Raw genomic sequence first — 22,933 nt, 5'->3', positions numbered from 1 at the left:
GGAGTGCACCGCCGTGCACTCCGAGGCCACCCCGAGGAGGTTTGCCCTTGCGGGCAGCCGCTTCGTCAGGCGTTGACGCAGGTGTTGCCGAACGCGGGGTTCAGCAGGCCGATCACGTTGACGCTGTTGCCGCAGACGTTCACCGGGATGTGCACCGGAACCTGGGCGAGGTTGCCGGAGAGCACGCCCGGGGAGCCGATGGCCTTGCCGTCGGCGACCGAGTCGGCCATGGCGGGCGAGGCGGCACCGGCGGCCACGAGAACGCCGGCGGCCAGCACCACTGCCTTCTTGTACGTCATTTGTTTTCGATCCTTCCCGCAGAGGCTTGTCCACTGCAGAAATAACAACGAGTGGGTCCGGGAAAAGAAACCGGAGATTTTCCCGGGCGGCTCCGCGAATTCACGCGGGCAGGCAACGGCCGGAATTCGTGCCGGATTTACGCGCTATTCGCGGTGGGTGTGCGCGGCGCGACCGGGCCGAGTGGACAAGCGGCGAGGCCGCCGCGACCCGGAGGGTGCGGCGGCCTCGCTTGCACGGGCTGCGGTCAGCTGCCGGCGGACGCGTTGCCGGACAGGACCGGGATGTTGTCCAGGATGTGGGAGAGCGGCTCGTCGCCCTTGGCCTGGGTGGAGTTCTCGGTGCACTGCTGGTTCATCGGGTTGGACAGGATCGGGATGTCCTGGACGCCGACGTTGACGAGCGCGAGGATCGACTGGGCGTTGACCTTGGCCGGCAGCGCGATGCAGGGCTTGTTGAACGAGCCCTGGATGAGCGCCATCTGGGGGCTCATGGTGCCGTAGGTGGCCTGGTTGCCGTAGATCTGCGAGGCGCCGTTGCCGTTGACGGTGTTGATGCCGTTGTCGTTGCCGATCGCCATGGCCTGCGGGGCCATGGCCGCACCGATGCCCACGACCGAGGCTGCGGCAGCCGCAGTGGCCATCATCTTCTTGATCATTGTCGTCCCTTTTTTGCTTGATTGCCCGGTAAGTGGAGCACCCGGGTCAACGGCCGCGCCCCGGTTCGGGTTGCGTGGCTTCACTCGGATGCCTTGGTTTCGAGCGGCCTGATTGACGGTTCGGCTGACAGTCGGACCGTCGGTCAGGTGTTGACGCAGGTGTTGCCGAACGTCGGGTTCAGCGCGCCGACCAGGTTGGCCGTGACGCCGCAGACGTTCACGGGGACGTTGACCGGGACCTGGACCTGGTTGCCGCTTCCCACGCCGGGGGACTCCGCCGCGAAGCCCTCGGCCGCCGAGTCCGCGGAGGCGAGGCCCGCGCCGCCCATCAGCACCGCGGTGCCGGCGACCGCCAGGGTGGTGGCGCGCATCAGCCGCTTCGTCATCTCCGTTTTCCTTTCGGTTCGAACAATGGTGCACCGCATAACGACCCTCCGCCTGCGAGGGTGCGTGTTATCGCCCAAAAGGCCGTACGGGCGAGTCCGGCGTGATTTCCAGCCTGATTTCTGACAAAGTTCACTCCTGTTTTGTCCCCTTGATCGAAAATGGAGACGGGGTCATGGGTTCGTCCCGCGGAATCCTCGGCACGCTCGGTCTGCTGTCCTGCCTCGTACTTTCGGCGAACGTCCCCGCTGCGGCCGCCCCACCGGGCCCCGCCGCTCCCGCCGTGCGGGAAATGGCCAAGATCCCGTTCACTCAGCGTTACCAGTCCGTCCAGCGCGGCGGGCTGGTCCGCGCCTCCAACTCCGCCATCGCCTGCCGCCGGGAGGAGGCGCCGGACGCCGAGCCGTGCGCCGAGGTCAACCGGGGCGCGGCGGGGGTCAACGGCGATTTCGACATGTTCTACAGCGAGGTCGACAAGGACCCGGACACCTACAACTCCACCCGGGCCGAGCTCAAGGTCCCGCAGGGCGCGAAGGTCTCGTACGCCCGCCTGTACTGGGGCGGGAACCTGCGGGTGGGCGAGCAGAAACCGCCCGAGGACAACGGCCGGGTGCTGGTCGCCGAGCCGGGCGGGGCCTACAAGGAGGTCCTCGCCGACACGGTGATCGGCCATCGGACGGACGCGGGGAGCGATGCCTACCAGGCCTCGGCCGACGTGACCCCGATGGTCCGCAAGGGCGGCGCCGGCATGTGGACGGTGGCCCAGCTGAACATCGCGATGGGTCATTCGGAGGTGGGTGCCTGGGGCGGCTGGACGCTGGTCGTGGCGTACGAGCACCCGCAGGAGCCGGTGCGCCGGATCTCGGTGTGGGACGGCTTCGAGTCGATCGCCGCGGGCCCCGGCGGTGGGGCCGGCGAGACGGTCGAGATCGCCGGCCTGGACGCGGCCGCCGGTTCGGCCGGGAAGGCCGGGGTGGTCGCGTACGACGGGGACCGGGGGACCCTCGGTGACTCACTCACGGTGACCTCCGACAGTGGCCGCCGAGTCAACATCAGCGATGCAGAAAATCCTTTTAATGATGTTATGAATTCCACGATCACGGAATTCGGAGATCCCTCGTTCGTGCGACAGCCCGAACATGTGAATAATCTCGGATATGACGCGGACGTGTTCGACCTGAGTCCCGCCCTGTCCGGTGGCGCCCGCAGCCTGAGCTTCAGGTTCACGGGCGAAAGCCAGGGTCAATTCCTCGGCGTGCTCTTCGTTCAGACAGACGCGCGCCGCTGAACGTAGGAGACCACTCCGCGTGCCGACACAGCCTTCCCCTGCGCAGCCCTCCCGAGCGCAGGCACCGATTCCCCGCCCCCTCTCCGTCCTGCACCTCGTCCAACCCGTCGACGGCGGTGTCGCCCGCGTCGTCGTCGACCTCGTCCGCGCCCAGACGGCCGCCGGCCTGCGGACCGCCGTCGGCTGCCCGCGCGGCGGACAGCTCGCCGACGCCGCCCGCGCGGCCGGGGCGGAGGTGCTCACCTGGCGCGCCGGCCGGGCCCCCGGCCCCGACCTGCCCGCCGAAGTGCTCGGCGCCCGCCGGGTGATCCGCCAGGTCGGGCCCGACGTCCTGCACGCCCACAGCGCCAAGGCGGGCCTCGCCGGGCGGCTCGCCGCGCGCGGGGCCGTGCCCACCGTCTTCCAGCCGCACGCCTGGTCCTTCGACGCCGTCGGCGGGGCCACCGCCGCGCTCGCCCTGCGCTGGGAGCGATTCGGTGCCCGTTGGGCCGACCGGGTGCTCTGTGTCAGCGAGGCCGAACGCCGGGCCGGGGAGGCCGAGGGCATCGCCGCCCACTGGTCGGTGATCCGCAACGGCGTGGACCTGGACCACTTCCGCCCCGGCGGCCCCGACCGCGGGGCCGACCGGGCCCGCGCGCGAACCGAACTCCCGTTGCCCGCCGCATTCCTGGGTGACGGGCCGCTTGCCGTCTGCGTGGGCCGGCTCTGCCAGCAGAAGGGCCAGGACGTCCTGCTCCAGGCCTGGCGGGAGGTGCTCGGCAACATCCCCGAAGCCCGTCTCGCCCTCGTCGGCGACGGCCCCGACACCGAGCGGCTGCGCCGCACCGCCCCGCCCGGGGTGCTCTTCGCGGGAGCCGCTCCCGACATCCGACCGTGGCTTCGGGCCGCCGATCTCGTTGTACTGCCGTCGCGGTGGGAGGGCATGGCGCTCGCCCCGCTCGAAGCCATGGCCTGCGGCCGACCGGTCCTGGTCTCCGACGTCAGCGGTGCCCGGGAGAGCCTGCCGCCCGGCCAGGGGCGGCTCTGCCTGGTACCGCCGGAGGATCCGACGGCCCTGGCCAAAGCCCTGGGCCGGCTGCTCGCCGAACCGCAGCTGCTCGCCGAACTCGGGGAGCAGGCCGGGCAGCACGCCCGGACCGACTTCGACGTCCGGCGGACCGCGGACGCGGTCACCGGCCTGTACCACGAACTGCTGGGCAGGCCCCGGCCCTTGAACCAGGAGCGCATCAGCCGATGACGATGGACAGCGCACCCGCCCGGCACACCGGGCAGGGCGGCACGGGGCCCGCCGGCGGCACCGCCGGCACCGCAGCCGTCCGACGGTCCGTGACCGCCATCCACCCCCCACGCCGGCCCCGGGCCGACCCGGCCCGGCCCCTCGCGAGGCCGCAGCGGGTCCGGCGCAGCGACGGGGTCCTCCCGCTGCTGACCGCCGATGCGCTGGCCGCCGTACTCACCACGACGGTCCTGTCCGCGCCCGGGACGGCGGTGCCGGCAGGGGCGGCCGCCCCGATGGCCGTGCTGGCCGCCGCGCTGCACGCGCAGGCCGGGCTGTACAGGCCGCGGCTCGCGCCCTCCGCGTTGCGGGAGCTGCCCGCGGTGGCCGGGCGGGCCGCCATCCTTTGGTGCGCCTTCGCCACCGTCGTGGCCGCCACGTCGCCGGGCGGGGCCCTGGGCTGGCCGGCCCTGCTGGGGGCCGTCTGTCTGCAGATCGTGCTGACGTGCGCCGGGCGCGGGTTCGTCAACCAGCTCCGCCGCCGCGCGGCCCGCCGCCGGCCCGCCTCCGCCCTCGTCGTCGGCCCCGGCGCCGGGGCGAGCGCGGTCGCCGCCGCCCTGCACGGGCGTCCCGAGTACGGGCTGCGGCCCGTCGGGCTGGCCGACACCGGCTCTCCCGAGGAGGGCGGCGGTGGCGTGCCGGTGCTCGCCACGCACGAGGACATCCGGCGTGCCGTCATCCAGAACTCGGTCCGGCACGCGGTGTTCACCCGCCCGCCTGAGGCCGACGAGCGCACCGCCTCCCTGGTCCGGCTCTTCCACGACCACGGTTGCCGGCTCTGGCTCGCCGACCCGGCCGGCACCGCCAAGGTGACCGGCATGCGGGTGGCCCAGCCCGCCGACCAGCTGTGGGGCTACGCCGTACAGCCGCTGCTGCCGCGCCCGTCCCGGCCGGTGGAGCGGTGGGTGAAGCGGGGCATCGACGGGCTGCTGGCCGCGCTCGCGCTGATCGCCGCCGCGCCCGTGATGGGCGCGTGCGCGCTGGCCGTACGGGTCTCCGACGGGCCCGGGGTGATCTTCCGGCAGGAGCGGGTCGGCCTGTACGGGCGCTCCTTCACGCTGCTGAAGTTCCGCACCCTGCGCGCCGACGAGCACGAGTCCGCCACCCGGTGGACGGTCGCGGGCGACAACCGGATGAGCCCGATCGGCTCCTTCCTGCGCAAGTCCTCGCTGGACGAGCTGCCGCAGCTGTGGAACGTCGTACGGGGTGACATGAGCCTGGTCGGACCACGGCCGGAACGGCCCTTCTTCGTGGCGAAGTTCAGCACCGTCCACCCCGGTTACGAGGCCCGGCACCGGATGCCCGTCGGCATCACCGGGCTCGCCCAGATCAACGGCCTGCGGGGGGACACCTCCATCGAGGACCGGGCCCGCTTCGACAACCACTACATCGACACCTGGTCGCTGTGGCAGGACCTGTGGATCCTCGCCCGCACCGCGGCCTCCTTCTTCCGCTTCCGGCTGGGGGGCAGCTGATGAGCCTCGCCGTATCCCCGTTCGGCGCGGCCGCCCGGGCCGACACGGCGGGGCTGCTGCGGCGGCACTGGCCGCTGCTGCCGCTCGCCGCGACCGTCCTGCTGCTCCTCGCCCCGATCGCGGCGGGCGACGCGAGCACCTCCGGCAAGGTCGGCCCGGCCGACGCCGCCTCGCTGCTGCTGGTGCTCGTCTGCGCGGTGCAGGCGCTGCGCGGCCGGGTGCGGGAGCTGAGCCCGCTGGGCGCGGCGGTGCTCGGCGTGCCCGCCGTGGGGCTGGCGGTGGCGACCGCGACCGCCGGGGATCCGTACGCGGCGCTGCCCGGGTTCGTGCGCTACCTCCAGGTGTTCGTCCTGGTACCGGCGGCGATCGTGCTGCTGGTGCGCGACGCCGGGGAGTTCCGGCTGGCCGCCGGGTGCTTCGTGGTGCTGGCGCTGGTGCAGGGCGCGGTGGGGGTCGTGCAGTTCGCGACCCACACGGGGGCCTCGTACCAGGGCGAGGACATCCGGGCCGTCGGCACCTTCGGGCCCGGCGACGTGATGGGCATGGCCACGGTGGTGGCGTACGGGCTGGTCGTGGCGACCGCGGCGGCCCTGGCTCCGGGACTGCCGGGCCGGGTACGGCGGATGGCGGGCGGCGCGGCCCTGGTGCTGGTGGTGCCGCTGGTGCTGTCGTTCAGCCGGGGCGCGTGGATCGCCACGGTCGGCGCGGCGCTGCTCGTGATCCTGCTCGCCGGGATCCGGCGGGCGCTGAAGGTGCTGCTCGCGCTGGCCGCGGCCGGGGTGGTCCTGGTGGGCGGGCTCGGGGTCGGCTCCGAGATGGTCGCGGAGCGGCTGACCTCGATCACTCAGGTCTCCAGCGCCCCCGACCAGTCGGTGACCGACCGCTACACCATGTGGGCCGCCGCCGAGTCGATGTGGCGCGAGCGGCCGGCCGCCGGGGTGGGGCTCAAGGGCTTCCCGGCCAACCGGGACGGGCACTCCTCGCTGGGCCTCTCCTCCGGCAGCGACACCGCCGGGGCGGGGCAGGCGTTCATCCGCCAGCCGCTGCTCTCCCCGCACAACATGTACCTGCTGGTGCTGAGCGAGCAGGGGCTGATCGGGCTGACCGCGCTGGTGGGCGGCTGGGCGGCGCTGCTCGTCGCGGGCCTGCGACGGTACGCGAGCGGCGGCGCCGGGATCCGGGACTGCGGGCTGATCGCGATCGGGCTGTTCGTCTGGCAGCTGACCGACTTCCTGTACGCGGACATCGGCGGGCCGTCCACCGTCCTCACCGGGGTGATCATCGGCCTGGCGGCCTGGTGGGCCCTGCCGTCCCCCTCCGAAGGGGACGCGGTCCCCGATGGTCCCGGCCGGTGACCGATACGACGCCTTGGCGGCCCGCTGCCGGCCCCCCGGCCGGGGCGGGCCCCGCCCGCGTCCCGGGCACACCGGCCCCGTCTTCCGCCGCGGCCCCGCACGGCTCCGCCGGAGCCCGGGCCCCGTCCGCGGGCGGAGCCGGAGCCGGAGCCGGAGCCCGCACCGAGCGCGGTGTCGGGGTGGCGGCGCGGGCCGCGCGCCGCGCGCTCCCCGAGGCCCCGGGGCCCGTACGGGACGACCCGGCCGCCGGCCCCCCGGGCGCGAACGCGGCTCCGGCCCCGCTGGGGCGGTTCCTGGCCAAGGCCGCCGCCGTCACCGCCGGACTGACCGCCGCCGGGGCGGTGTTCGGGCTGTTCCGGGACCAGACCATCGCGCACCTCTTCGGGGCCGGGCACGACAGCGACGCCTTCCTGATCGCCTGGACCGTGCCCGAGATGGCCTCGACGCTGCTCATCGAGGACGCCATGGCCCTGCTCATGGTGCCCGCGTTCAGCCAGGCCCTGGCCCGGCGGGCGGCCTTCCGCGCCGGGCTCACCCGCAAGGAGGCCCGCTCGCAGGACCCCGTACGGCTGCTCGTGGGGGCGACCCTGCCGCGGCTGACGGTGTTCCTGGCTGCCGTCGCCTCCCTGCTCGTCGTCGCCGCGCCCCTCGTCGTCGCGGTGCTCGCGCCCGGACTGCCCGATCCGGCGCTGGCCGTGGAGTGCACCCGGATGACCGCGCTGACCGTGCTGTCCTTCGGGATCGCGGGGTACTTCAGCGCCGCGCTCCGGGCACACCGCTCGTTCGTACCGCCGGCCGCGATCTACGTCTCGTACAACGTCGGGATCATCGGGACGATGATCGCGCTGCACGCGGTCTGGGGGGTGCGGGCGGCCGCCGCCGGGGTCGCCGCTGGCGGGCTGCTGATGGTGCTCGTCCAACTGCCCGCGTTCGTCCGGAACGTGGGCTTCGGGCCGCCCCGCGCCAAGGGCGCGCCGCGCAGCCAGCGCGACCGGGACCGGCCCACCCTCATCGCGTTCGGCGTGATCGCCCCGGTGATCTTCTTCGCGGTGTTCCGGCAGTCGCAGGTCCTGGTCGAGCGGTTCCTGGCGGCCTCGCTGCCGTCGGGGGCCATCTCGCACCTGAACTACGCGCAGAAGGTCGCGCAGATGCCGATGGTGCTGTCCCTGATGATCTGCACCGTCACCTTCCCCGTCGTCGCCCAGGCCATGGCCGGCGGGGAGCGCGAGAAGGCCAGGCGGCGCGTCGAGCAGGACCTCGCGCTGGCCTCGCTCGCCGTCCTCGTGGGCAGCGCCCTCGTCATCGGATACGCGCCCCAGATCATCCAGGTCCTCTTCGAACGCGGCGCGTTCACCCACCGCGACACCCTGGCCACCGCCTCCGTCATGCGGGTCTACGCCCTGGGACTGCTCGGCCACTGCCTCGTCGGGGCGCTGTCCCGGCCCTTCTTCTCGACCGCCCGGCCCACCTGGTTCCCGGCGCTCGCGATGGGCGCCGGACTCCTCGTCAACGTCGTGGCCGGCGCCTTCGCCGTCGGCTGGTGGGGCACCTACGGCATCGCCGCCGCCAACGCCGCCGGCATCTCCACCACGGCCGCCCTGCTGCTCACCGGGCTCGGCTCGCGGATCGTCGCCATCCAGGTCCGCCGGGTCGCGCTCAGCATCGGGCGGCTCTCCGTCGCCGCCGTCGGCGCCTGCGGCACCGGCTGGATCGCCGGGCCGATGATCCCCGACCCGCTGCTCAGCGCCGCGCTCGGCTGCCTGCTCGTCCCCGCCATGTTCGGCGCCTGCGGCATGGCCATACGGGTGCTCGAAATCACCGCCCTGCCCGCCCAGATCGCCCAGATGACCCAGAGGTTCCGCAATGCCCGCTGACACCCGCACGGCGCCGACCGCCCGAGCGGTCCCCGCCCGCCGGACCGCCTCGCCGTGGGTCCTGATGTACCACTCGGTCGCCGAGTTCACCGACCCGGCCGAGGACCCGTACGGCATCACCGTCACCCCGGGCACGCTGGAGGCGCAGCTGCTGTGGCTGCGCTCGCGGGGCCTGCGCGGGGTGTCCGTCGGCGAGCTGCTGAGGGCCTGCGCGGCCGGGCGGGGCGCCGGGCTCGTCGGGCTGACCTTCGACGACGGCTACACCGACTACCTGACCCGGGCGCTGCCGCTGCTGCGCCGGCACGGCTGCACCTCCACGCTGTTCGTGCTGCCGGGGCGGCTCGGGGTGGACAACGTGTGGGACCCCCTGGGCCCGCGCAAGTCCCTGCTGACCGCCGAGGGCATCCGCGAAGTCGCCGCCGCCGGGCAGGAGATCGGCTCGCACGGGCTGCTCCACCAGGACCTCACCGCGGCCCCCGACGACATCCTCCAGCAGGAGCTGAGGGGCAGCCGGGAGCTGATCCGGGAGCTGACCGGGACCCTGCCCGAAGGGTTCTGCTACCCGTACGGGCACCTCGACGAACGGGTCGTCGAGGCGACGCGGGCCGCCGGGTACGGATACGCCTGCGCCATCGACCCCGGCCGGCTGGCCGGCCCGCACGCCCTGCCGCGCACCCACGTCAGCCAGGCGGACGGGCCGGGAAGGCTGCGGATCAAGCAGCTGCGGCACCGGGTGCGGGAGCTGCGGCGGGCGGTGCGCCGGTGAAATCGCTGCGGGCGCTGCACATCATCACCGGGCTCGGGGTCGGAGGCGCCGAGCAGCAGCTGCGGCTGCTGCTTCGGCAAATGCCGATGCGCTGCGACGTGCTGACGCTGACCAACCCCGGGCCGGTGGCCGAGGGCCTGCGCGCCGACGGGGTCCGGGTGGTGCACCTGGGGATGCGGGGCAACCGGGACCTGGGGGCGCTGCCGAGGCTGGTGCGGTTCATCCGGCGCGAGCAGTACGACCTCGTGCACACGCACCTGTACCGGGCCTGCGTGTACGGGCGCCTCGCGGCCCGGCTCGCGGGGGTCGGGGCGACCGTGGCCACCGAGCACTCGCTCGGCGAGGGCGAGATCGAGGGCCGGAAGCTGACGGGCGGGGTGCGGGCGCTGTACCTGGCCAGTGAGCGGCTGGGCGCGGCGACCGTGGCGGTGTCGGACACCGTCGCGGCGCGGCTGGAGGGCTGGGGGGTGCCGGCCGCGCGCGTGCACGTCGTACCGAACGGGATCGAGGCCGTCCGCTTCCGCTTCGACGAGGGGGTGCGCCGGGCCACCCGGGCCCGGACCGGGCTGCCGGAGCGGGCGTTCGTGGTCGGCGGGGTCGGCCGGCTGGTGCCGGGCAAGCGGTTCGACTCGCTGGTGCGGGCGGTTGCGGCGCTGCCCGGGGCGCACCTGCTGCTGGCCGGGGACGGGCCGGAGCGGGCGGCGCTGCGGCGGCTGGCCGCGGAGCTGGGCGCGCAGAGCCGGATCCACCTGCTGGGGGAGCGGGATCCGCTGGGCGACAGCCCGGACGGGCGCACGCCCGGGATCCCGGCGCTCCTGGCCGCCATGGACGTGTTCGTGTCGCCGTCGCGGGAGGAGGCGTTCGGGCTGGCGGTGGTGGAGGCGCTGGCCGCGGGGCTGCCGGTGCTGCACGTCACCTGCCCGGCGATCGACGACCTGCCGGCCGCGGAGGCTCCGGGGGCGCGCCGGATCGGGACCGGGACGGAGGAGCTGGTCGCCGCTCTGCGCGGGCACATGGAGGCCGGGGTGCGGCGCCTGCCCCAGCCCCCGGTGGCCCGCCGCTACGACATCTCCCGCAGCGCGGAGCTCCTCCTCGCGGTCTACGCCCTGGCGCTGCCGGGGGCCCGTCCCGCCCCGGTGCCCGGCGACGCCCTGAACGACGCACCACCGACGGGGTCCCCCGCGCGGGGGACCGAAACCACTCCCATCCCTCCAGGAAGGCACGTACATGGCTGACACCGCCGATCCGAAGCAGGCCGACCCGAAGAAGGCCGACCCGAGGAAGTCCGAGCAGAGGAGGACCGACCGCCGCCGCCGCAAGGTGCGGCTGCTGCCGCCGCCCGCGTGGTGGCCGCTGCCCGCCGCCGCCCTGCTGGGCCTGGCCGCGGGCGGGGCGTACGGCGTGCTGAAGGCGCCCGAGTACGCCGCCACCAGCTACGTCGTCGCCGTCCCGGACGACACCACCGAGCCGGCCACCGCCCTCGGCTTCGCCCAGGCGTACGCCCGCATCGCCACCAGCAGCTCCACCCTCGGGTACGCCCAGCCGCGCGCCGGCATCAGCGCCCGCAGGCTCCGTACGCAGGTGCGCGCCGAGACCTCCCCCGAGTCCCCGATGATCGCCATCACCGGGACGTCGAAGAGCGCGGCCGAGGCCGCCGACATCGCCAACGCCGTCGCCGACGCGCTCTCGCTGAGCAGCAATCAGGCCGCCAAGAACACCGGCGTCCAACTGCTGCTGTTCAACCAGGCCGTGGCGCCGAGCGAGCCCGCCTCGCCCTCCGCCGCCATCAGCGGGGCCGTCGGGCTGTGCGTCGGCGGACTGCTCGGCGGGCTGTGGCTGCTCGCCCGGCCCACCGCCCGCACGCGGCGGCGCGAGGAGCGCCCCGTCGCGGAGCCGGTCGTCGAGGAGTACGCCTCCCTGCCCGCCCAGGGCGACCACACCGAGACCAAGGAGAAGGAGTCCGTGCGATGACCACGGGCTCCACCGGGGCCCTGTCGGTGACGCTGTGCCGCGACCCCCGGCAGTTCGCCGCGCTGGAAGAGCCGTGGAACCGGCTCCTCCGGGCCTGCCCCACCGCCACCCCCTTCCAGAGCCACGCCTGGCTGCACTCCTGGTGGCTCTCGTACGGCCGGGACGGGCGGCTGCGGATCGTGCTCGTACGGCGCGGCGGGGAGCTCGTCGGCGCCTGCGCGCTGATGCTCGTCCACCGGCCGCTGCCGCTGCTGGTGCCGCTCGGCGGCGGCATCACCGACTACTTCGACGTCCTGGTGGACGCCGCGTACGCCGAGCAGGTCGTCCCGGCGCTGGTCCAAGGCCTCCACCGGGCCTCCCGCGGCGCGGTCGTCGACCTGCGCGAGGTACGCCCCGGGGCCGCCGCGGAGGCGCTGTACGGCCAGTGGCCGGGGATCCGGAGCAAGCTCACCGACTCCACCTGCATGGAGCTGCCCGCGCTGCCGTTCGACGAGCTGGTCAAGCGGATGCCGGCCTCCGGGGCCCAGCGGGTCCGGGCCAAACTGCGCAAGACCGACGCGGCCGGGATCGAGGAGCGCGAGGTCACCGAGCAGGAAGTGCCGCGCGCCGTACGGACGCTGCTTCGGCTCCACGAGAAGCAGTGGCGCGTGCGAGGGGTGACCCCGGAGCACTTGAGGCCCCGCTTCGCGGAGCACCTGACCCGGGCCACCCGGCGGATGGTGCGGGTCGGCGAGGGCCGGCTGACCGAGTTCCGGCTGGACGGGAAGGTGGTGGCCGCCAACGTCACCCTGCTGTCGGGGGCGCTCAGCGGCGGCTACCTGTACGGGGCCGACCCGGACCTGCGGACCCGGAAGGTGGACGTGGCCACGCTGCTGCTGCGCTACGAGGCGGGCCGCGCCCTGGCGGAGGGCCGCCCGGTGGTGAGCTTCCTGCGCGGCAACGAGCCGTACAAGAACCACTGGCGGCCCGAGACCGTCGTCAACCAGCGGTTTCTGCTGGCCAGGACGGCGCTCGCGCCCCTGCTGCGCCTGCACGAATCGCAGGTGACGGGGCGCGAGCGGGCGGTGGACGCGCTGCGCGAGGCGCTGCCGGCCGCCAGGGACTGGCGGGCACGGCTCAACGAACTGCGGGTCCGATGACGGCTCTACCAGGGCCAGAAGCCGGAGTCCTTGCCCCAGTCGAACTTGACGCAGACCGACTGCTTGCCGACCAGCTTGGAGAGCCACTCGCCGAAGTTGATCGGCACGCACCACTCCGTGCTGTTGACGGCCGGCTCGGCCGGCTGGGGCTTCGGCACGGCCGGGGGCAGCACCGGCGACGGCTCCGGGGCCGGTACCGGGACCGGGACCGGGGCGGGGTCCGGGCTGGGGTCCGGGCCCACCGGGGTCTGCGGCGACGGGACGGCGGGGGAGGGCACGGGCTCGGGAGCCGGCTCGGGGGAGGGGCTCTCGGGCGCCGGGACCTGCGGGCTCGGCGAGGGCACGGGCACGGGCACGGGCTCGGGGACGGGCACCGGGGCGGGCTCGGGTGCGGGGCTCGTACCCGGGCTGGGACTCGTGGCCGGGGTCTCGGGCGACGGGACCGGCAGCGGGACGCCGGGGGTCGGGACCACCGGGGAGGGCACGGGGATCTCGGGCGTCGGGATCGACGGGGTCGGCACGACCGGGGTCGGGATCACCGGCGCCGGGACGACCGGGGTCGGGATCACCGGGGTCGGGATCACCGGGGTCGGGACGACCGGGGTCGGGACGACCGGGGTCGGGACCGGGTGCGGCCGCTCGGGTGCGAGCGCGGCCCGGAAGGCCTTCGCGGACCGCGGGTTCTTCTTGCACTGCCACACGCCGTGCGGGCAGTAGTCGGTGATGGTGTGGTAAAGCGGCTGGTGCTGCCCGATCCACTTCAGCATGCGCTGCACGTACACCGGGTTGTCCCCGTGACGGAACAGCCCCCACTCCGGGTACGAGATCTCTTTGCCGTGCGCTTTCGCGAAATCGACATGCTGCTGGAGCCCGTACGGCTGGCTGACCATCTCGTCGAAGGTCTTGCCGGGAGCCTGGTCGTACGAATCCATGCCGACGATGTCGACCACGTCGTCACCCGGGTAGCACTTGGTCCAGCCGATCGCGTCCGATCCGCGGTTGGGTGCGAAATCGAACTTGAACTGCTGACCGGGGACGGAGCGCATCGTGTTGACGATGTGGTTCCAGTACTCCTTCCAGCCCTCCGGGTCGGGCGCGCAGCGGTGCGTGTACGTGGCGCCGTTCATCTCCCAGCCGAGCACGATCACTGTGTCCGGAACGCCCAGCTCCACCAGCTTGTGGGCGAGCTGCTCGAAGTGGTGGTCGAACTCGCCCTCCGCGCCGGCCCGGATGAGCCGGGCCACCTCGCGGTCGGGGACGTGGTCCTCGTTGTGCTCCTGCATGGGCACGTTGAGGACGAAGAGCCGGTCAGGCCTGGCCCGGCGCCACTGGGCCCAGGCCTCCAGGAAGTCGGGGTTCTCGATGCGGGCCCACCGGTCCCCGGGCAGATAGGTGTGCCCGACCCGGATCTCCTTGCCGCCCAGCCAGCGCGACAGCTGCGGGATCCGGGCCACTCCGCTCTGGCCGGAGTCGAGAAACGCGCCCATGGCGATGTCGGAACCCTTGGGCTGCTCCTTCTCGGGGGCCGCGAGCGCGGCTCCGGTGGCGAGCAGTCCGGCCGTCACCGTACCGATGCAGGTGCTCGCCAGTCGGCGGTGTGGTCTGGGCATGGCGTCTCCCGAACTTTCCTGAATCGGTGTGCTTGTCGAAGACGTTAGGCATCACATCTGACGAATGGCCTGTCCGGTGACCGCCGCCTAGGCCATTCGCAGCTGCGTATCCTCCCCGCTTGGTCCGACTAGGTGAAAGACACCGTTCCCATGCACGCGTTCGACGGCCATGTGCCCGCAGTAGTGCTCAGACTCGATCGGAATCCGTTCCACCACGGAACCCTCGGCGCCGTCAGATCGCTCGGGCGCAGGGGCGTGGAGGTCCATGCCGTCGTCGAGGCCGGGGGAGGTCCCATGGGGCGTTCGCGCTACCTGCGCGCCGTACATCCCGGGCCGGCCGGGGGGTTGGACCCCGAGGCTCCGGAGACGCTGCTGGAATGCCTCGTCGGGGTGTCGGAGCGGATCGGCCGGCCTGCGGTGCTCGTGGCGATGGACGACCTGAGCGCCATCGCCGTCGCGCGGATCGCCCCGATGCTCGACGGGCGGTTCCGGATCCCCCATCAGCCCGACGGGCTGCCGGCCCGGGTGGCGGACAAGGCCGAGCTGTCGCGGCTGTGCGCACGCTGGGACGTTCCGCACCCGGAGACGGTGATCCCGGCGAGCGGGGCCGAGGCGGCGGAGGCCGCGTGGCGGCTCGGACTGCCGGTGGTGGCCAAGTGGAGCCGGCCCTGGCTGCTGCCCGCGGGTGCGGGGCTGCGCAGCACGACGCTCGTGCACACCGCCGCCGAGGCGCGCCGGCTGTACGAGCGCACGGAGGTGGCCGGGAGCCGGCTGCTGCTCCAGCGGTTCCTGCCGGCCGGGACGGACACCGACTGGTTCTTCCACGGCGCGTTCGGCCGGGGCGGGCATCCGCTGCTCGCGGGGTCGGGACGCAAGGAGCTGTCCTGGCCGGTGCGGACGGGCCTGACGGCGGTGGGGCGCTGGCTGCCGGACCCGGCGGTGGAGGAGGCGGGGCTGCGGCTCGCCCGGCGCCTCGGCTACCAGGGGATCCTGGACCTGGACTTCCGCCGGGACGAGAAGGGCTGCTTCCGGCTGGTGGACTTCAACCCCCGGCCGGGCGCGCAGTTCCGGCTCTTCACGGACGCGGGCGGCCTGGACGTGGTCCAGGCGATGTACCTGGATCTGACGGGGCAACGGGTCCCGGAGTCCGCGGGCGGCCTCGGCCGGGTGTTCGTCGCGGAGAACTACGCCCTGCTGGCGGCGGTCCGCGGCCGCCAACTCCCTTGGCGGCCCCCGGCCGAGGGGCGGGCGTCCGTCCCCGCTCCTGCGCGGGCCGGGGAGGCCGGGGCCGGGCAAGGCCGTGCCGGGGGCGAACGGCCCGGGCCGGTGCGGGTGGCGCCGCGGGCGGAGCGGGGGCGGGTGGAGGCGGCCTGGTTCGCAGCCGACGACCCGATGCCGTTCCTCGCGATGCTCGCCGCGTTCCTCGGCAGGGGCGCGGGGAAGGGCGTGCGCGCCTTGCGTGGTGTCCCGGCGCACGGTCGGCGTACGGCGCGCGCCGTGGTGCGCGCCCCGCGCCAGCGCGCCCGGGGCCTGGCCCCGTCGGCGACCCCGGCCACCCCGTCGGCCCCCCCGACGACCCCGGCCGCCCCCGCCGAACCGGATGAGCTGGTGACCAGGTGACGCCCCGCCACCCGCCCCCGACCGCCGTCGGAGGCAAGGGCACTGACGCGGGGCCCATGAGACTGGAGGGACAGCGGTGACGCGGATGGACGACCTCGTCGTGGTCGGCGCCGGGCCGTACGGGCTGTCGATCGCCGCGCACGCGGCATCGGCCGGGCTCGGCGTACGGGTGCTCGGACGGCCCATGGCCTCGTGGCGGGACCACATGCCCGAGGGCATGTACCTGAAGTCGGAGCCCTGGTCCTCCAACCTGTCCGCGCCCGGCGGCCGGCACACCCTCGCCGCGTACTGCGCGGGCCGCGGCATGGCGGCCGATCACGGCAGCCCGCTCCCGATCGACGTGTTCAGCTCGTACGGCATGTGGTTCGCCCGGCACGCCGTGCCCGAGGTGGAGGAGAGGACGGTCACCGAGGTCTCCCCGCAGGGCGAGGGCTTCCTGGTCCGCACCGCCGAGGGGTCGCCGCTGCTTGCCCGTACGGTCGCGCTGGCCGTCGGGGTGATGCCGTTCGTGCACCTCCCCGAGCCGCTGCGGGAGCTGCCCCCCGGGCACTGCTCGCACAGCAGCGGGCACCGGGACCTGACCCGCTTCGTCGGCCGGGAGGTCGCCGTGATCGGGGCCGGGCAGGCGGCCCTGGAGACCGCCGCCCTGCTGGCGGAGAACGGGGCCCGGCCCTGTCTCGTCGCCCGCCGCTCCCGGCTCAACTGGAACACCGTGCCCCAGCCACTGGAACGTCCGGTGCTGCGCGCCCTGCGCGAGCCGCACAGCGGCCTCGGCACCGGCTGGCGCAGCTGGGTGTGGTCCGAGCTGCCCTGGGCGGTGCGCCGGCTGCCCGCGCCGACCCGGGAGCGGATCGCGGCGACCGCGCTCGGGCCCGCCGGGGCCTGGTGGCTGCGGGACCGCTTCGAGCGGAGCGTCCCGGCGCTGCTGGGGCACCGGCTGCACCGGGCGGCGGTGGTGGGCGAGCGGACCCGGCTGGGACTGACCACCGCGGCCGGTGAGTCCGTCGTACTGGACGTCGCGCACGTGGTCGCGGCCACCGGGTTCACCCCGCACATGGGGCGCCTGGAGTTGCTGGACGCCCGGCTGCGGGCCGCCCTCACCACCGTCGGGGACGGCGGCACGCCGGAGCTGAGCGCCGGGTTCGAGTCCTCGTGGCCGGGACTGTTCTTCGCGGGACTGCTGACGGCTCCCTCATTCGGCCCTTCCATGCGATTCGTGCACGGTGCGGGGTTCACGGCGGGGAGACTGGTCAATGGAGTCCGAAAGCGCATGGGGGGCGCCTTGAGGATCAGGCCGGACCAGGGAGCGGCGTCCGGTGCCGGGCATCCCAAGACGTCTCTTCGGTGAGGTCGAGAGGGGACCGCGATGAGTGCGGAGCAGCGAGCACAGGGCGGCCGTGGCTGGGTGCGCATTCCCGCGAGCCGTACGGAGCAGCCCGGCCCCGGCGCCGGGCCCGCGGCGAGGCCTGCCGCGAGGCCTGCGGCGAAGGCCGCCGCCTCGCCGTACGCCCCTCCCACCTACGGCCCTCCCGCGCACGCGGCACCGGACCAGCCGACGATCTACCTTTCCCTCGTCAAGCGCTGGCAGGAGGCCGGGCGCACCCTTCCGGGGCATCCTGACGAGGAGTGGGAGCGGTTGATCTCCCAGCCGTGCTGGCCCGGCCGTTAGGTGGTGTGTCTCGTGGCAGCGGCGGAGCGCGACAGATCCGGGCAGGGCAGCCGGGACCCCGTGACCGGGCCCGGCGAGCGGCTCGCGCTGAACGGCATGGGCAGCTTCGAGTGGGACCTGGACGCCGGGACGCTGACGCTGGACGAGTCCGGGCTCGTGGTCTTCGACCTGGAGCGGGAGGAGTTCGACGACACCCCCGAGACGCTGGGGCTGCGGATCCCGCCCGACGACGGCGCCCGGCTGGCGGAGTCCACGCAGGCGGCCCTGGACGGCGGCATGGAGACGTACGGCTCGTACTTCACCGTGCAGCGGCGCGACGGCGTCGACCAGTGGACGCACACGCAGGGCCGGATCCTGCGGGACGCCGCGGGCCGGCCCCTGCGGATCATCGGGATCGTCCGGGACGCGACGGCCGAGCTCGCGCACGCCACCGTGCTGCGCAAGCTGGAGTCGGCGCGGGCGCAGCAGGCCGCGATCGTGCAGCGGACCACGGAGGCCCTGTCGCGGGCCGTGACGGTCGACGACGTCACCGCCACGCTGACCGGGGCGGGGGCGCTGGAGCGGCTCGGCGCGGACGGGCTGGCCCTGGGGCTGGTCGAGAACGGCGCCATCAAGATCATCGCGCTCAGCGGGGAGTCCCTGGAGATCCTCAGCGAGCGGCGGTTCACCCGGCTGGACGGCTCGCTGCCGCTGTCCCAGGCGGTGCTCACCCGCAAGGCGCGCTTCGTCACCTCCCTCGCCGATCTGGCGGGCGAGTTCCCGCTGCTCGCGGACTACCTGCGGCGGATCCGCTTCGACGCCGCCGCCTATCTGCCGCTGATCGCGCAGGCCAAGGCCATCGGCGGGCTGGTGCTGTTCTACCGGCGGCGCAGCGATTTCAGCCCGGAGGAGCGCAACCTCTGCCTGGGCCTGGCCGGCATCGTCGCCCAGTCCCTCCAGCGGGCACTCCTGTTCGACCAGGAGCGGGAGTTCGCCACGGGCCTGCAGGCCTCGATGCTGCCGCGCCGGATCCCCGAGATCAGCGGCGGGGAGATCGCGGTGCGCTACCACTCCGCGTGGAGCGGGCGGGAGGTCGGCGGGGACTGGTACGACGTGATCGCGCTGCCCCGCGACCGGGTCGGCATTGTCGTGGGCGACGTACAGGGCCACGACACGCACGCGGCGGCGATCATGGGCCAGCTGCGGATCGCGCTGCGGGCGTACGCGGGCGAGGGCCATCCGCCGTCCACCGTCCTGGCCCGGGCCTCCCGCTTCCTGGCCGAGCTGGACACCGAGCGCTTCGCGACCTGCATGTACGCACAGGTGGACCTGGAGACCGGGGGCGTACGGGCGGTCCGCGCGGGCCATCTCGGCCCGCTGATCCGGCACACGGACGGGCGCACGGGCTGGCCCAACGTACGAGGCGGACTGCCGCTCGGGCTGGCCTCGGTTTTCGAACAGGAGGATTTCCCCGAGACCCGGCTCGACCTGGTGCCCGGGGAGACGCTGGTGCTGTGCACCGACGGCCTGGTCGAGGAGCCCGGCACCGCCATCACCCAGGGCATGGAGGCCCTCGCCCACGCCGTGCGCAGCGGCCCGCAGGAGGCGGGGGCGCTCGCCGACCACCTCTCGGACCGGCTCTGGGAGCGCTGGGGCTCCGGGGACGACGTGGCTCTGCTGGTGCTGCGCCGGGCCCCCGACCCGGGCACCCACCGGGCCCCGCGGATCCACCAGTACATCCACCAGGCGGACCCGGAGGGGCTCTCGGAGGCCCGCTACGCCCTGCGCCAGGCCTTGCGCGACTGGGGCATGCCGGAGCTCGCCGACGACGTGGAACTGGCCGCGGGGGAGCTGCTGGTCAACGCCCTGCTGCACACGGACGGCGGGGCGGTGCTGACCATGGAGGTGCTGCCGGAGCCGGTCCGGCGGATCCGGCTGTGGGTCAAGGACCGCTCCAGCGTCTGGCCGCGCCGGCGCACCCCGGGGGAGGCCGCGACCACCGGGCGCGGGCTGCTCCTGGTGGACGCGCTGGCCACGCACTGGGGCGTGGAGTCACGGGGCGACGGCAAGGCGGTGTGGTGCGAGTTCGACGTCGCGGGCAGCGTACGCGACATGGGGTGACCGTCCGGTCGCTCCGAGTTGCCGGATGTCGGGGCCGGAGTGATGATGCGGTCCATGGAACGGACGACCACTCGGACCGGGATCCCGCCGTGCACCGGCTGAACAAGCGGCCGGGCAAGGGGGCCGCGACCGCTCTTCTCGCGCTGCTCCTGCTGGCCGTCGGCGTACCGGCGGCCGTGCACCGTACGGCCGGGCGCCCGCACGCGGATCCCGGCTGCCGCACCGTCGCGTTCATGTCGATGACCGGCGTGGCCCCCGCCTGCCGGTAGCGGCGGCCACCGGCCGAGGGCGCGGGTCCGGCCGGCGCAGGCTCAGCGGTGCTTCTCCTCCAGGAGGACGTCCCGATCGGCCTGCGCCAGGTGGGACACGCTCAGCTTGAACCCGGAGTGCAGGCTCGCCGTCTGGAGCCTGGCCTGCGCATTGGCCGCGCCCGGGTGCAGGCTCACCAGGGCCGGGTTCACGTCGGCGGACGCGGACCAGTTGTGCAGCTGCCCGTCGCACTCGGCCTCCTGGCCGCCGAAGCCCAGGCGGGTGGTGCCCTGGTCGCCGGCGTCCTGGGTGAGCGTGACCTGGATTTGCACTCCACGGGGTGACGAGGGCGCGCACGCGTACGTCCCGTAAAGAGTGACGTGGCCGCCTTCGGAAATGTGACCGACTTCCTGTACGGAAATCGCATTCTGGTGGGAGCGGGCGTCGGCCGGGGCCGTGAATGCGGTGGCGGCGGTCAGTGCGGAAAGCACCGTCACGGCCAGGCGGCGGGTGGAAACGCGCATGAATCCTCCATGGGGGTGGGTCGGCACAAAAGCGCCGAAACGCATTGTGCTGGCAGATGGCGGGCAACTCCTTCCGCACACTCGTGTCGGTGTGTGCAATTGCCCGCTCGGGCGCGTGAGACTGGCCGGAATAGCTCCCGAAGGTCCCCGAAGGGATCACGCATGCGCCAGCCCGCTTCCGTCCTCGCCGCCGCTCTCCTGCCCTTCCTGCTGTTCGGTGCCACGGCCTGCTCCGGCACCCCCGAGGGGGCCGCGCTCGCCCCCGCCGCGGCGCCCGCCGTCCCGGTGGACGACGGCGCCCCGGGGGCCGGCGGGGATCCCGCGGCCCCGGAGGGGGCCCGGGCCGCCTCGAAGGACGCCCATGTCGGTGACTCCGTACGGGTGCGCGGCCGCCAGGTGGGCCGGCACCTGCAGGCCGTGCTCAACGCGTACGTCGACCCGGCGGTCAGCGTGGAGAAGAACTACGCCCCGCCCGCGGGCAAGCGCTGGGTGGCGGCCTCGATGTCGTTCGTCAACGTCGGCGGGGACTCGTACGGGGAGCTCGGGCGCATGTGGGCGTACGACAGCGCGGGCGGGCGACACGGGGTGGTGCCGACCGGTGAACTGACCACCGGGAAGCCGCTCGTCTTCGATTCCCTCGCGGTGGGTCGGCGGACCGAGGGATGGGTGGTGTTCGAAATCCCGGAAAAGGCGCGCATCGTGCGCCTCCAGTACCAGGACGCGAACATGCGGGCGAATTCCGGAGAGGGATTCTGGGCCGTGTAGCCCGCCCGGGTGAAAGGCCGAAAAGGCGCGGCGGAGAGAGCACTAGGGTGCGGCGCATGACTTCAACTCAAGCCGAAACCGACCGGTCCCACCTCGGCACCCTTTCCGTGCTCGCCTGGATCGGCGACCCCTCCGAGGGCCACGACATCCCGTACCTGCTCGCCTACACCCTCGGTGACGGGCCGCTGGGCGCGGAGGCCGGGGAGAAGGCCGCCCGCGGGCTTCTGGAGGAGATCGGCCTGCCCATCGGTGACGTGGTCATAGACGGCACCCGCAACCCGGCCGGCTTCCCCGTGCAGATCGTGCTCGCGGACAACCAGGTCGCGCTGACCCTGCCGGGGCTCAACGCGACCTGCACCGCCCCGGACGAGTGGGTCGCCGCGGCCATCGAGAGCGGCCAGGCCTACTTCCTGTTCGCCACGCGCGCCTGGCCCGAGGCGGTTCCGGGCCGGCCGGTCGATCCGAAGACCCTCCAGGAGTTCGCGGCCGACGAGTCCGTGCTCACGGGCAGCGCCCACTGCGTGCTCGCGGTGCGACGCCTCCAGTAGAGGCGCCCCCCAGCTCCGGCCGCCGGGCCCCCAGCCCGCCCGGTGGCCGGTACCGTCGCCCTCAGGGGCGTTCGAAGGCGAACTTGAGCGAGCGGACCCGGTTGTCGAAGTTCGAGCCCGCCAGGTCCGGCAGCCCCACCGCCCGCAGTCCCACCGGCCGGGTCAGCAGCTCGCGGAACAGGGCCTTCATCTCCACCCGCGCCAGGTGCGCGCCCAGGCAGAAGTGCGGGCCGCCGCCGCCGAAGCCCAGGTGCGGATTGGGCGAGCGGGTGATGTCGAAGGCATCGGGGTCGGGGAAGACCGCCTCGTCGCGGTTGGCGGAGGCGTAGTACAGCACCACCTTGTCGCCGGGGTGGAACAGGTGCCCGCCCAGGGTGTGTTCGGCGGCGACGGTCCGGCGGAACTGGATGATCGGCGTCGAGTGGCGGATCATCTCGTCCACCGCTCCGTCCGCGTACGTCTCGAAGTCCCCCAGCAGCAGGTCCCGTTGGCCGGGGTGGTCGGTCAGCAGAGTCAGCCCGTGGGTGATCGCGTTGCGGGTGGTCTCCACCCCGGCCACCATCAGCAGCGAGAAGAACGCGCCGAGCTGGCGGGCGTTCAGCGCCTGCCCGTCCACATCGGCGCGGACCAGCGCCGAGATCAGGTCGTCGGTGGGGTTCTTGCGCCGCTCCCGGCCGATGCCCGCGACCATCCGCTGCATCTTGGCCAGGGCCCGCAGCCCGCGCCCGGGCATCCGCAGCCGCGAGGCCAGCCCCCGCTCCACGCCGATGTTCTCCGAGGCGTGGTTGACGCGGTCGGCGATCTCGGCGCGGTAGCGCTCCGGGATGCCCATCATGTTGCAGATGACCTCCAGGGGCAGCCGGGAGGCCACGGCCGTGACGAACTCGTCTGGCTCCCGCGCCAGTACGTCGTCCACGATCCGGGCGGCCACCGCGTGGATGTCTTCCTCGGCCGCCGCCAGCAGCCGCGGTGTGAACGCCCGCTGCACGATCTTGCGCAGCTGCGCGTGGTCCGCGCCGTCCAGGTTGACCATCGAGTCCCCGAACAGCGCCCGCACCCAGCGGGCCGGCTCGGGCGTGGTCACCCCGGGCGCGCTGGCGAACACCTTGGGCAGCCGGCTCGCCTCCTGCACGTCAGCGTGCCGTACGAGGGCCCAGTGCCCGCGGCCCTTGCCCTCGGGCACGTAGACCGGGGAGTCCAGGGCCCGCAGCCGGGCGAACGCCGCGAGCCGGGCCGCCGGGGGCTGCTGCCAGAACGCCGGGTCGGCGAGCTCCCCGTACTCCGCCACCGCCGCGCCCGTGTCCGCGTACCGCTGTACCGGGACCTTCATCGTTTCTTCTCCCTGTCGCCGACGCGCTCGCCCTG

The 22,933-nt window shown here is 73.9% G+C and carries 22 protein-coding genes; 16 read left to right on the top strand and 6 right to left on the bottom strand.

Annotation, left to right across the window (positions count from 1 at the left end; genetic code table 11):
* Positions 1-65: 65 nt before the first annotated feature.
* The 3 genes from ACFXGI_RS31005 to ACFXGI_RS30995 form a co-directional block, all read right to left on the bottom strand.
* Entirely contained in the window at positions 66-299 is a 234-nt protein-coding gene (locus ACFXGI_RS31005) for a chaplin (protein ID WP_384713779.1), read from the bottom strand.
* Positions 300-544: 245 nt separating this feature from the next.
* The gene (locus ACFXGI_RS31000) at positions 545-955 is read right to left on the bottom strand and encodes a rodlin (RefSeq protein ID WP_384713776.1); all 411 of its coding nucleotides are present in this window, start codon (positions 953-955) and stop codon (positions 545-547) included.
* A 143-nt stretch (positions 956-1,098) separates the two neighbouring features.
* Positions 1,099-1,341 (bottom strand): chaplin, encoded by a 243-nt coding sequence (locus tag ACFXGI_RS30995; protein ID WP_384713773.1) that lies wholly within the window; start codon positions 1,339-1,341, stop codon positions 1,099-1,101.
* 173 nt (positions 1,342-1,514) lie between these two features.
* Here ACFXGI_RS30995 and ACFXGI_RS30990 point away from each other — a divergent pair, with 173 nt between their 5' ends.
* The 9 genes from ACFXGI_RS30990 (at position 1,515) to ACFXGI_RS30950 (ending at position 12,483) form a co-directional block, all read left to right on the top strand.
* Positions 1,515-2,627, top strand: a complete 1,113-nt coding sequence (locus ACFXGI_RS30990; protein WP_384713770.1) for a DUF3344 domain-containing protein — start codon at positions 1,515-1,517, stop codon at positions 2,625-2,627.
* A gap of 19 nt (positions 2,628-2,646) precedes the next feature.
* Positions 2,647-3,864: a glycosyltransferase gene (locus ACFXGI_RS30985; protein WP_384713767.1), complete on the top strand. Its 1,218-nt coding sequence runs from the start codon at positions 2,647-2,649 to the stop codon at positions 3,862-3,864.
* On the top strand, positions 3,861-5,378 hold the full coding sequence (locus ACFXGI_RS30980; RefSeq protein WP_384713764.1) for an exopolysaccharide biosynthesis polyprenyl glycosylphosphotransferase: 1,518 nt from the start codon (positions 3,861-3,863) through the stop codon (positions 5,376-5,378). The genes ACFXGI_RS30985 and ACFXGI_RS30980 overlap by 4 nt, the downstream gene beginning before the upstream one ends.
* Positions 5,378-6,733 (top strand): O-antigen ligase family protein, encoded by a 1,356-nt coding sequence (locus ACFXGI_RS30975; protein ID WP_384713761.1) that lies wholly within the window; start codon positions 5,378-5,380, stop codon positions 6,731-6,733. The genes ACFXGI_RS30980 and ACFXGI_RS30975 overlap by 1 nt, the downstream gene beginning before the upstream one ends.
* Before the next feature lie 179 nt (positions 6,734-6,912).
* The gene (gene murJ, locus ACFXGI_RS30970) at positions 6,913-8,607 is read left to right on the top strand and encodes a murein biosynthesis integral membrane protein MurJ (RefSeq protein WP_384713794.1); all 1,695 of its coding nucleotides are present in this window, start codon (positions 6,913-6,915) and stop codon (positions 8,605-8,607) included.
* Complete coding sequence (locus ACFXGI_RS30965; RefSeq protein WP_384713758.1) at positions 8,597-9,373, top strand: polysaccharide deacetylase family protein; 777 nt, start codon at positions 8,597-8,599, stop codon at positions 9,371-9,373. Before murJ ends, ACFXGI_RS30965 begins: the two co-directional genes overlap by 11 nt.
* Positions 9,374-9,378: 5 nt before the next feature.
* Positions 9,379-10,608, top strand: coding sequence for a glycosyltransferase (locus tag ACFXGI_RS30960; protein WP_384713791.1), 1,230 nt, complete (start codon positions 9,379-9,381; stop codon positions 10,606-10,608).
* Complete coding sequence (locus tag ACFXGI_RS30955; RefSeq protein WP_384713755.1) at positions 10,601-11,344, top strand: lipopolysaccharide biosynthesis protein; 744 nt, start codon at positions 10,601-10,603, stop codon at positions 11,342-11,344. The genes ACFXGI_RS30960 and ACFXGI_RS30955 overlap by 8 nt, the downstream gene beginning before the upstream one ends.
* Complete coding sequence (locus tag ACFXGI_RS30950) at positions 11,341-12,483, top strand: GNAT family N-acetyltransferase (protein WP_384713752.1); 1,143 nt, start codon at positions 11,341-11,343, stop codon at positions 12,481-12,483. The genes ACFXGI_RS30955 and ACFXGI_RS30950 overlap by 4 nt, the downstream gene beginning before the upstream one ends.
* 5 nt (positions 12,484-12,488) lie before the next feature.
* Here the strand turns inward: ACFXGI_RS30950 and ACFXGI_RS30945 are convergent, their stop codons facing one another.
* Positions 12,489-14,093 carry a glycoside hydrolase family 26 protein gene (locus ACFXGI_RS30945; RefSeq protein ID WP_384713749.1) on the bottom strand — a complete coding sequence of 535 codons (1,605 nt, stop codon included), beginning with the start codon at positions 14,091-14,093 and terminating at the stop codon, positions 12,489-12,491.
* A 294-nt stretch (positions 14,094-14,387) separates the two neighbouring features.
* Here ACFXGI_RS30945 and ACFXGI_RS30940 point away from each other — a divergent pair, with 294 nt between their 5' ends.
* The 5 genes from ACFXGI_RS30940 to ACFXGI_RS30920 all read left to right on the top strand — a co-directional run bounded on the left by ACFXGI_RS30940 (position 14,388) and on the right by ACFXGI_RS30920 (position 19,751).
* Complete coding sequence (locus tag ACFXGI_RS30940) at positions 14,388-15,713, top strand: ATP-grasp domain-containing protein (RefSeq protein ID WP_384713746.1); 1,326 nt, start codon at positions 14,388-14,390, stop codon at positions 15,711-15,713.
* An 85-nt stretch (positions 15,714-15,798) separates the two neighbouring features.
* On the top strand, positions 15,799-17,061 hold the full coding sequence (locus tag ACFXGI_RS30935) for an NAD(P)-binding domain-containing protein (protein ID WP_384713788.1): 1,263 nt from the start codon (positions 15,799-15,801) through the stop codon (positions 17,059-17,061).
* A gap of 18 nt (positions 17,062-17,079) precedes the next feature.
* Positions 17,080-17,382 (top strand): hypothetical protein, encoded by a 303-nt coding sequence (locus ACFXGI_RS30930; RefSeq protein ID WP_384713743.1) that lies wholly within the window; start codon positions 17,080-17,082, stop codon positions 17,380-17,382.
* A gap of 12 nt (positions 17,383-17,394) precedes the next feature.
* Positions 17,395-19,482, top strand: coding sequence for a SpoIIE family protein phosphatase (locus ACFXGI_RS30925; RefSeq protein ID WP_384713740.1), 2,088 nt, complete (start codon positions 17,395-17,397; stop codon positions 19,480-19,482).
* Between the two features lie 89 nt (positions 19,483-19,571).
* A complete protein-coding gene (locus ACFXGI_RS30920) occupies positions 19,572-19,751 on the top strand; it encodes a hypothetical protein (protein WP_384713737.1) in 180 nt (59 codons plus the stop codon).
* Positions 19,752-19,793: 42 nt separating this feature from the next.
* Here ACFXGI_RS30920 and ACFXGI_RS30915 read toward each other — a convergent pair whose 3' ends face one another.
* A complete protein-coding gene (locus ACFXGI_RS30915) occupies positions 19,794-20,255 on the bottom strand; it encodes a DUF6299 family protein (protein WP_384713734.1) in 462 nt (153 codons plus the stop codon).
* Positions 20,256-20,417: 162 nt separating this feature from the next.
* Here ACFXGI_RS30915 and ACFXGI_RS30910 point away from each other — a divergent pair, with 162 nt between their 5' ends.
* Together ACFXGI_RS30910 and ACFXGI_RS30905 are read left to right on the top strand one after the other, a co-directional pair.
* Positions 20,418-21,020 (top strand): hypothetical protein, encoded by a 603-nt coding sequence (locus tag ACFXGI_RS30910; RefSeq protein WP_384713731.1) that lies wholly within the window; start codon positions 20,418-20,420, stop codon positions 21,018-21,020.
* 56 nt (positions 21,021-21,076) lie between these two features.
* Complete coding sequence (locus ACFXGI_RS30905) at positions 21,077-21,568, top strand: DUF5949 family protein (RefSeq protein ID WP_384713728.1); 492 nt, start codon at positions 21,077-21,079, stop codon at positions 21,566-21,568.
* A gap of 61 nt (positions 21,569-21,629) precedes the next feature.
* On the opposite strand, the gene ACFXGI_RS30900 is transcribed toward ACFXGI_RS30905, so the two are convergent.
* Positions 21,630-22,898, bottom strand: coding sequence for a cytochrome P450 (locus ACFXGI_RS30900; protein ID WP_384713725.1), 1,269 nt, complete (start codon positions 22,896-22,898; stop codon positions 21,630-21,632).
* Between the last annotated feature and the right edge of the window lie 35 nt (positions 22,899-22,933).

The sequence above is a fragment of the Streptomyces sp. NPDC059355 genome (assembly GCF_042752335.1).
Classification (GTDB): domain Bacteria; phylum Actinomycetota; class Actinomycetes; order Streptomycetales; family Streptomycetaceae; genus Streptomyces.
The sequence above is the reverse complement of the archived record's forward strand: the minus strand, read 5'-3'. Positions and strand labels throughout refer to the sequence as shown.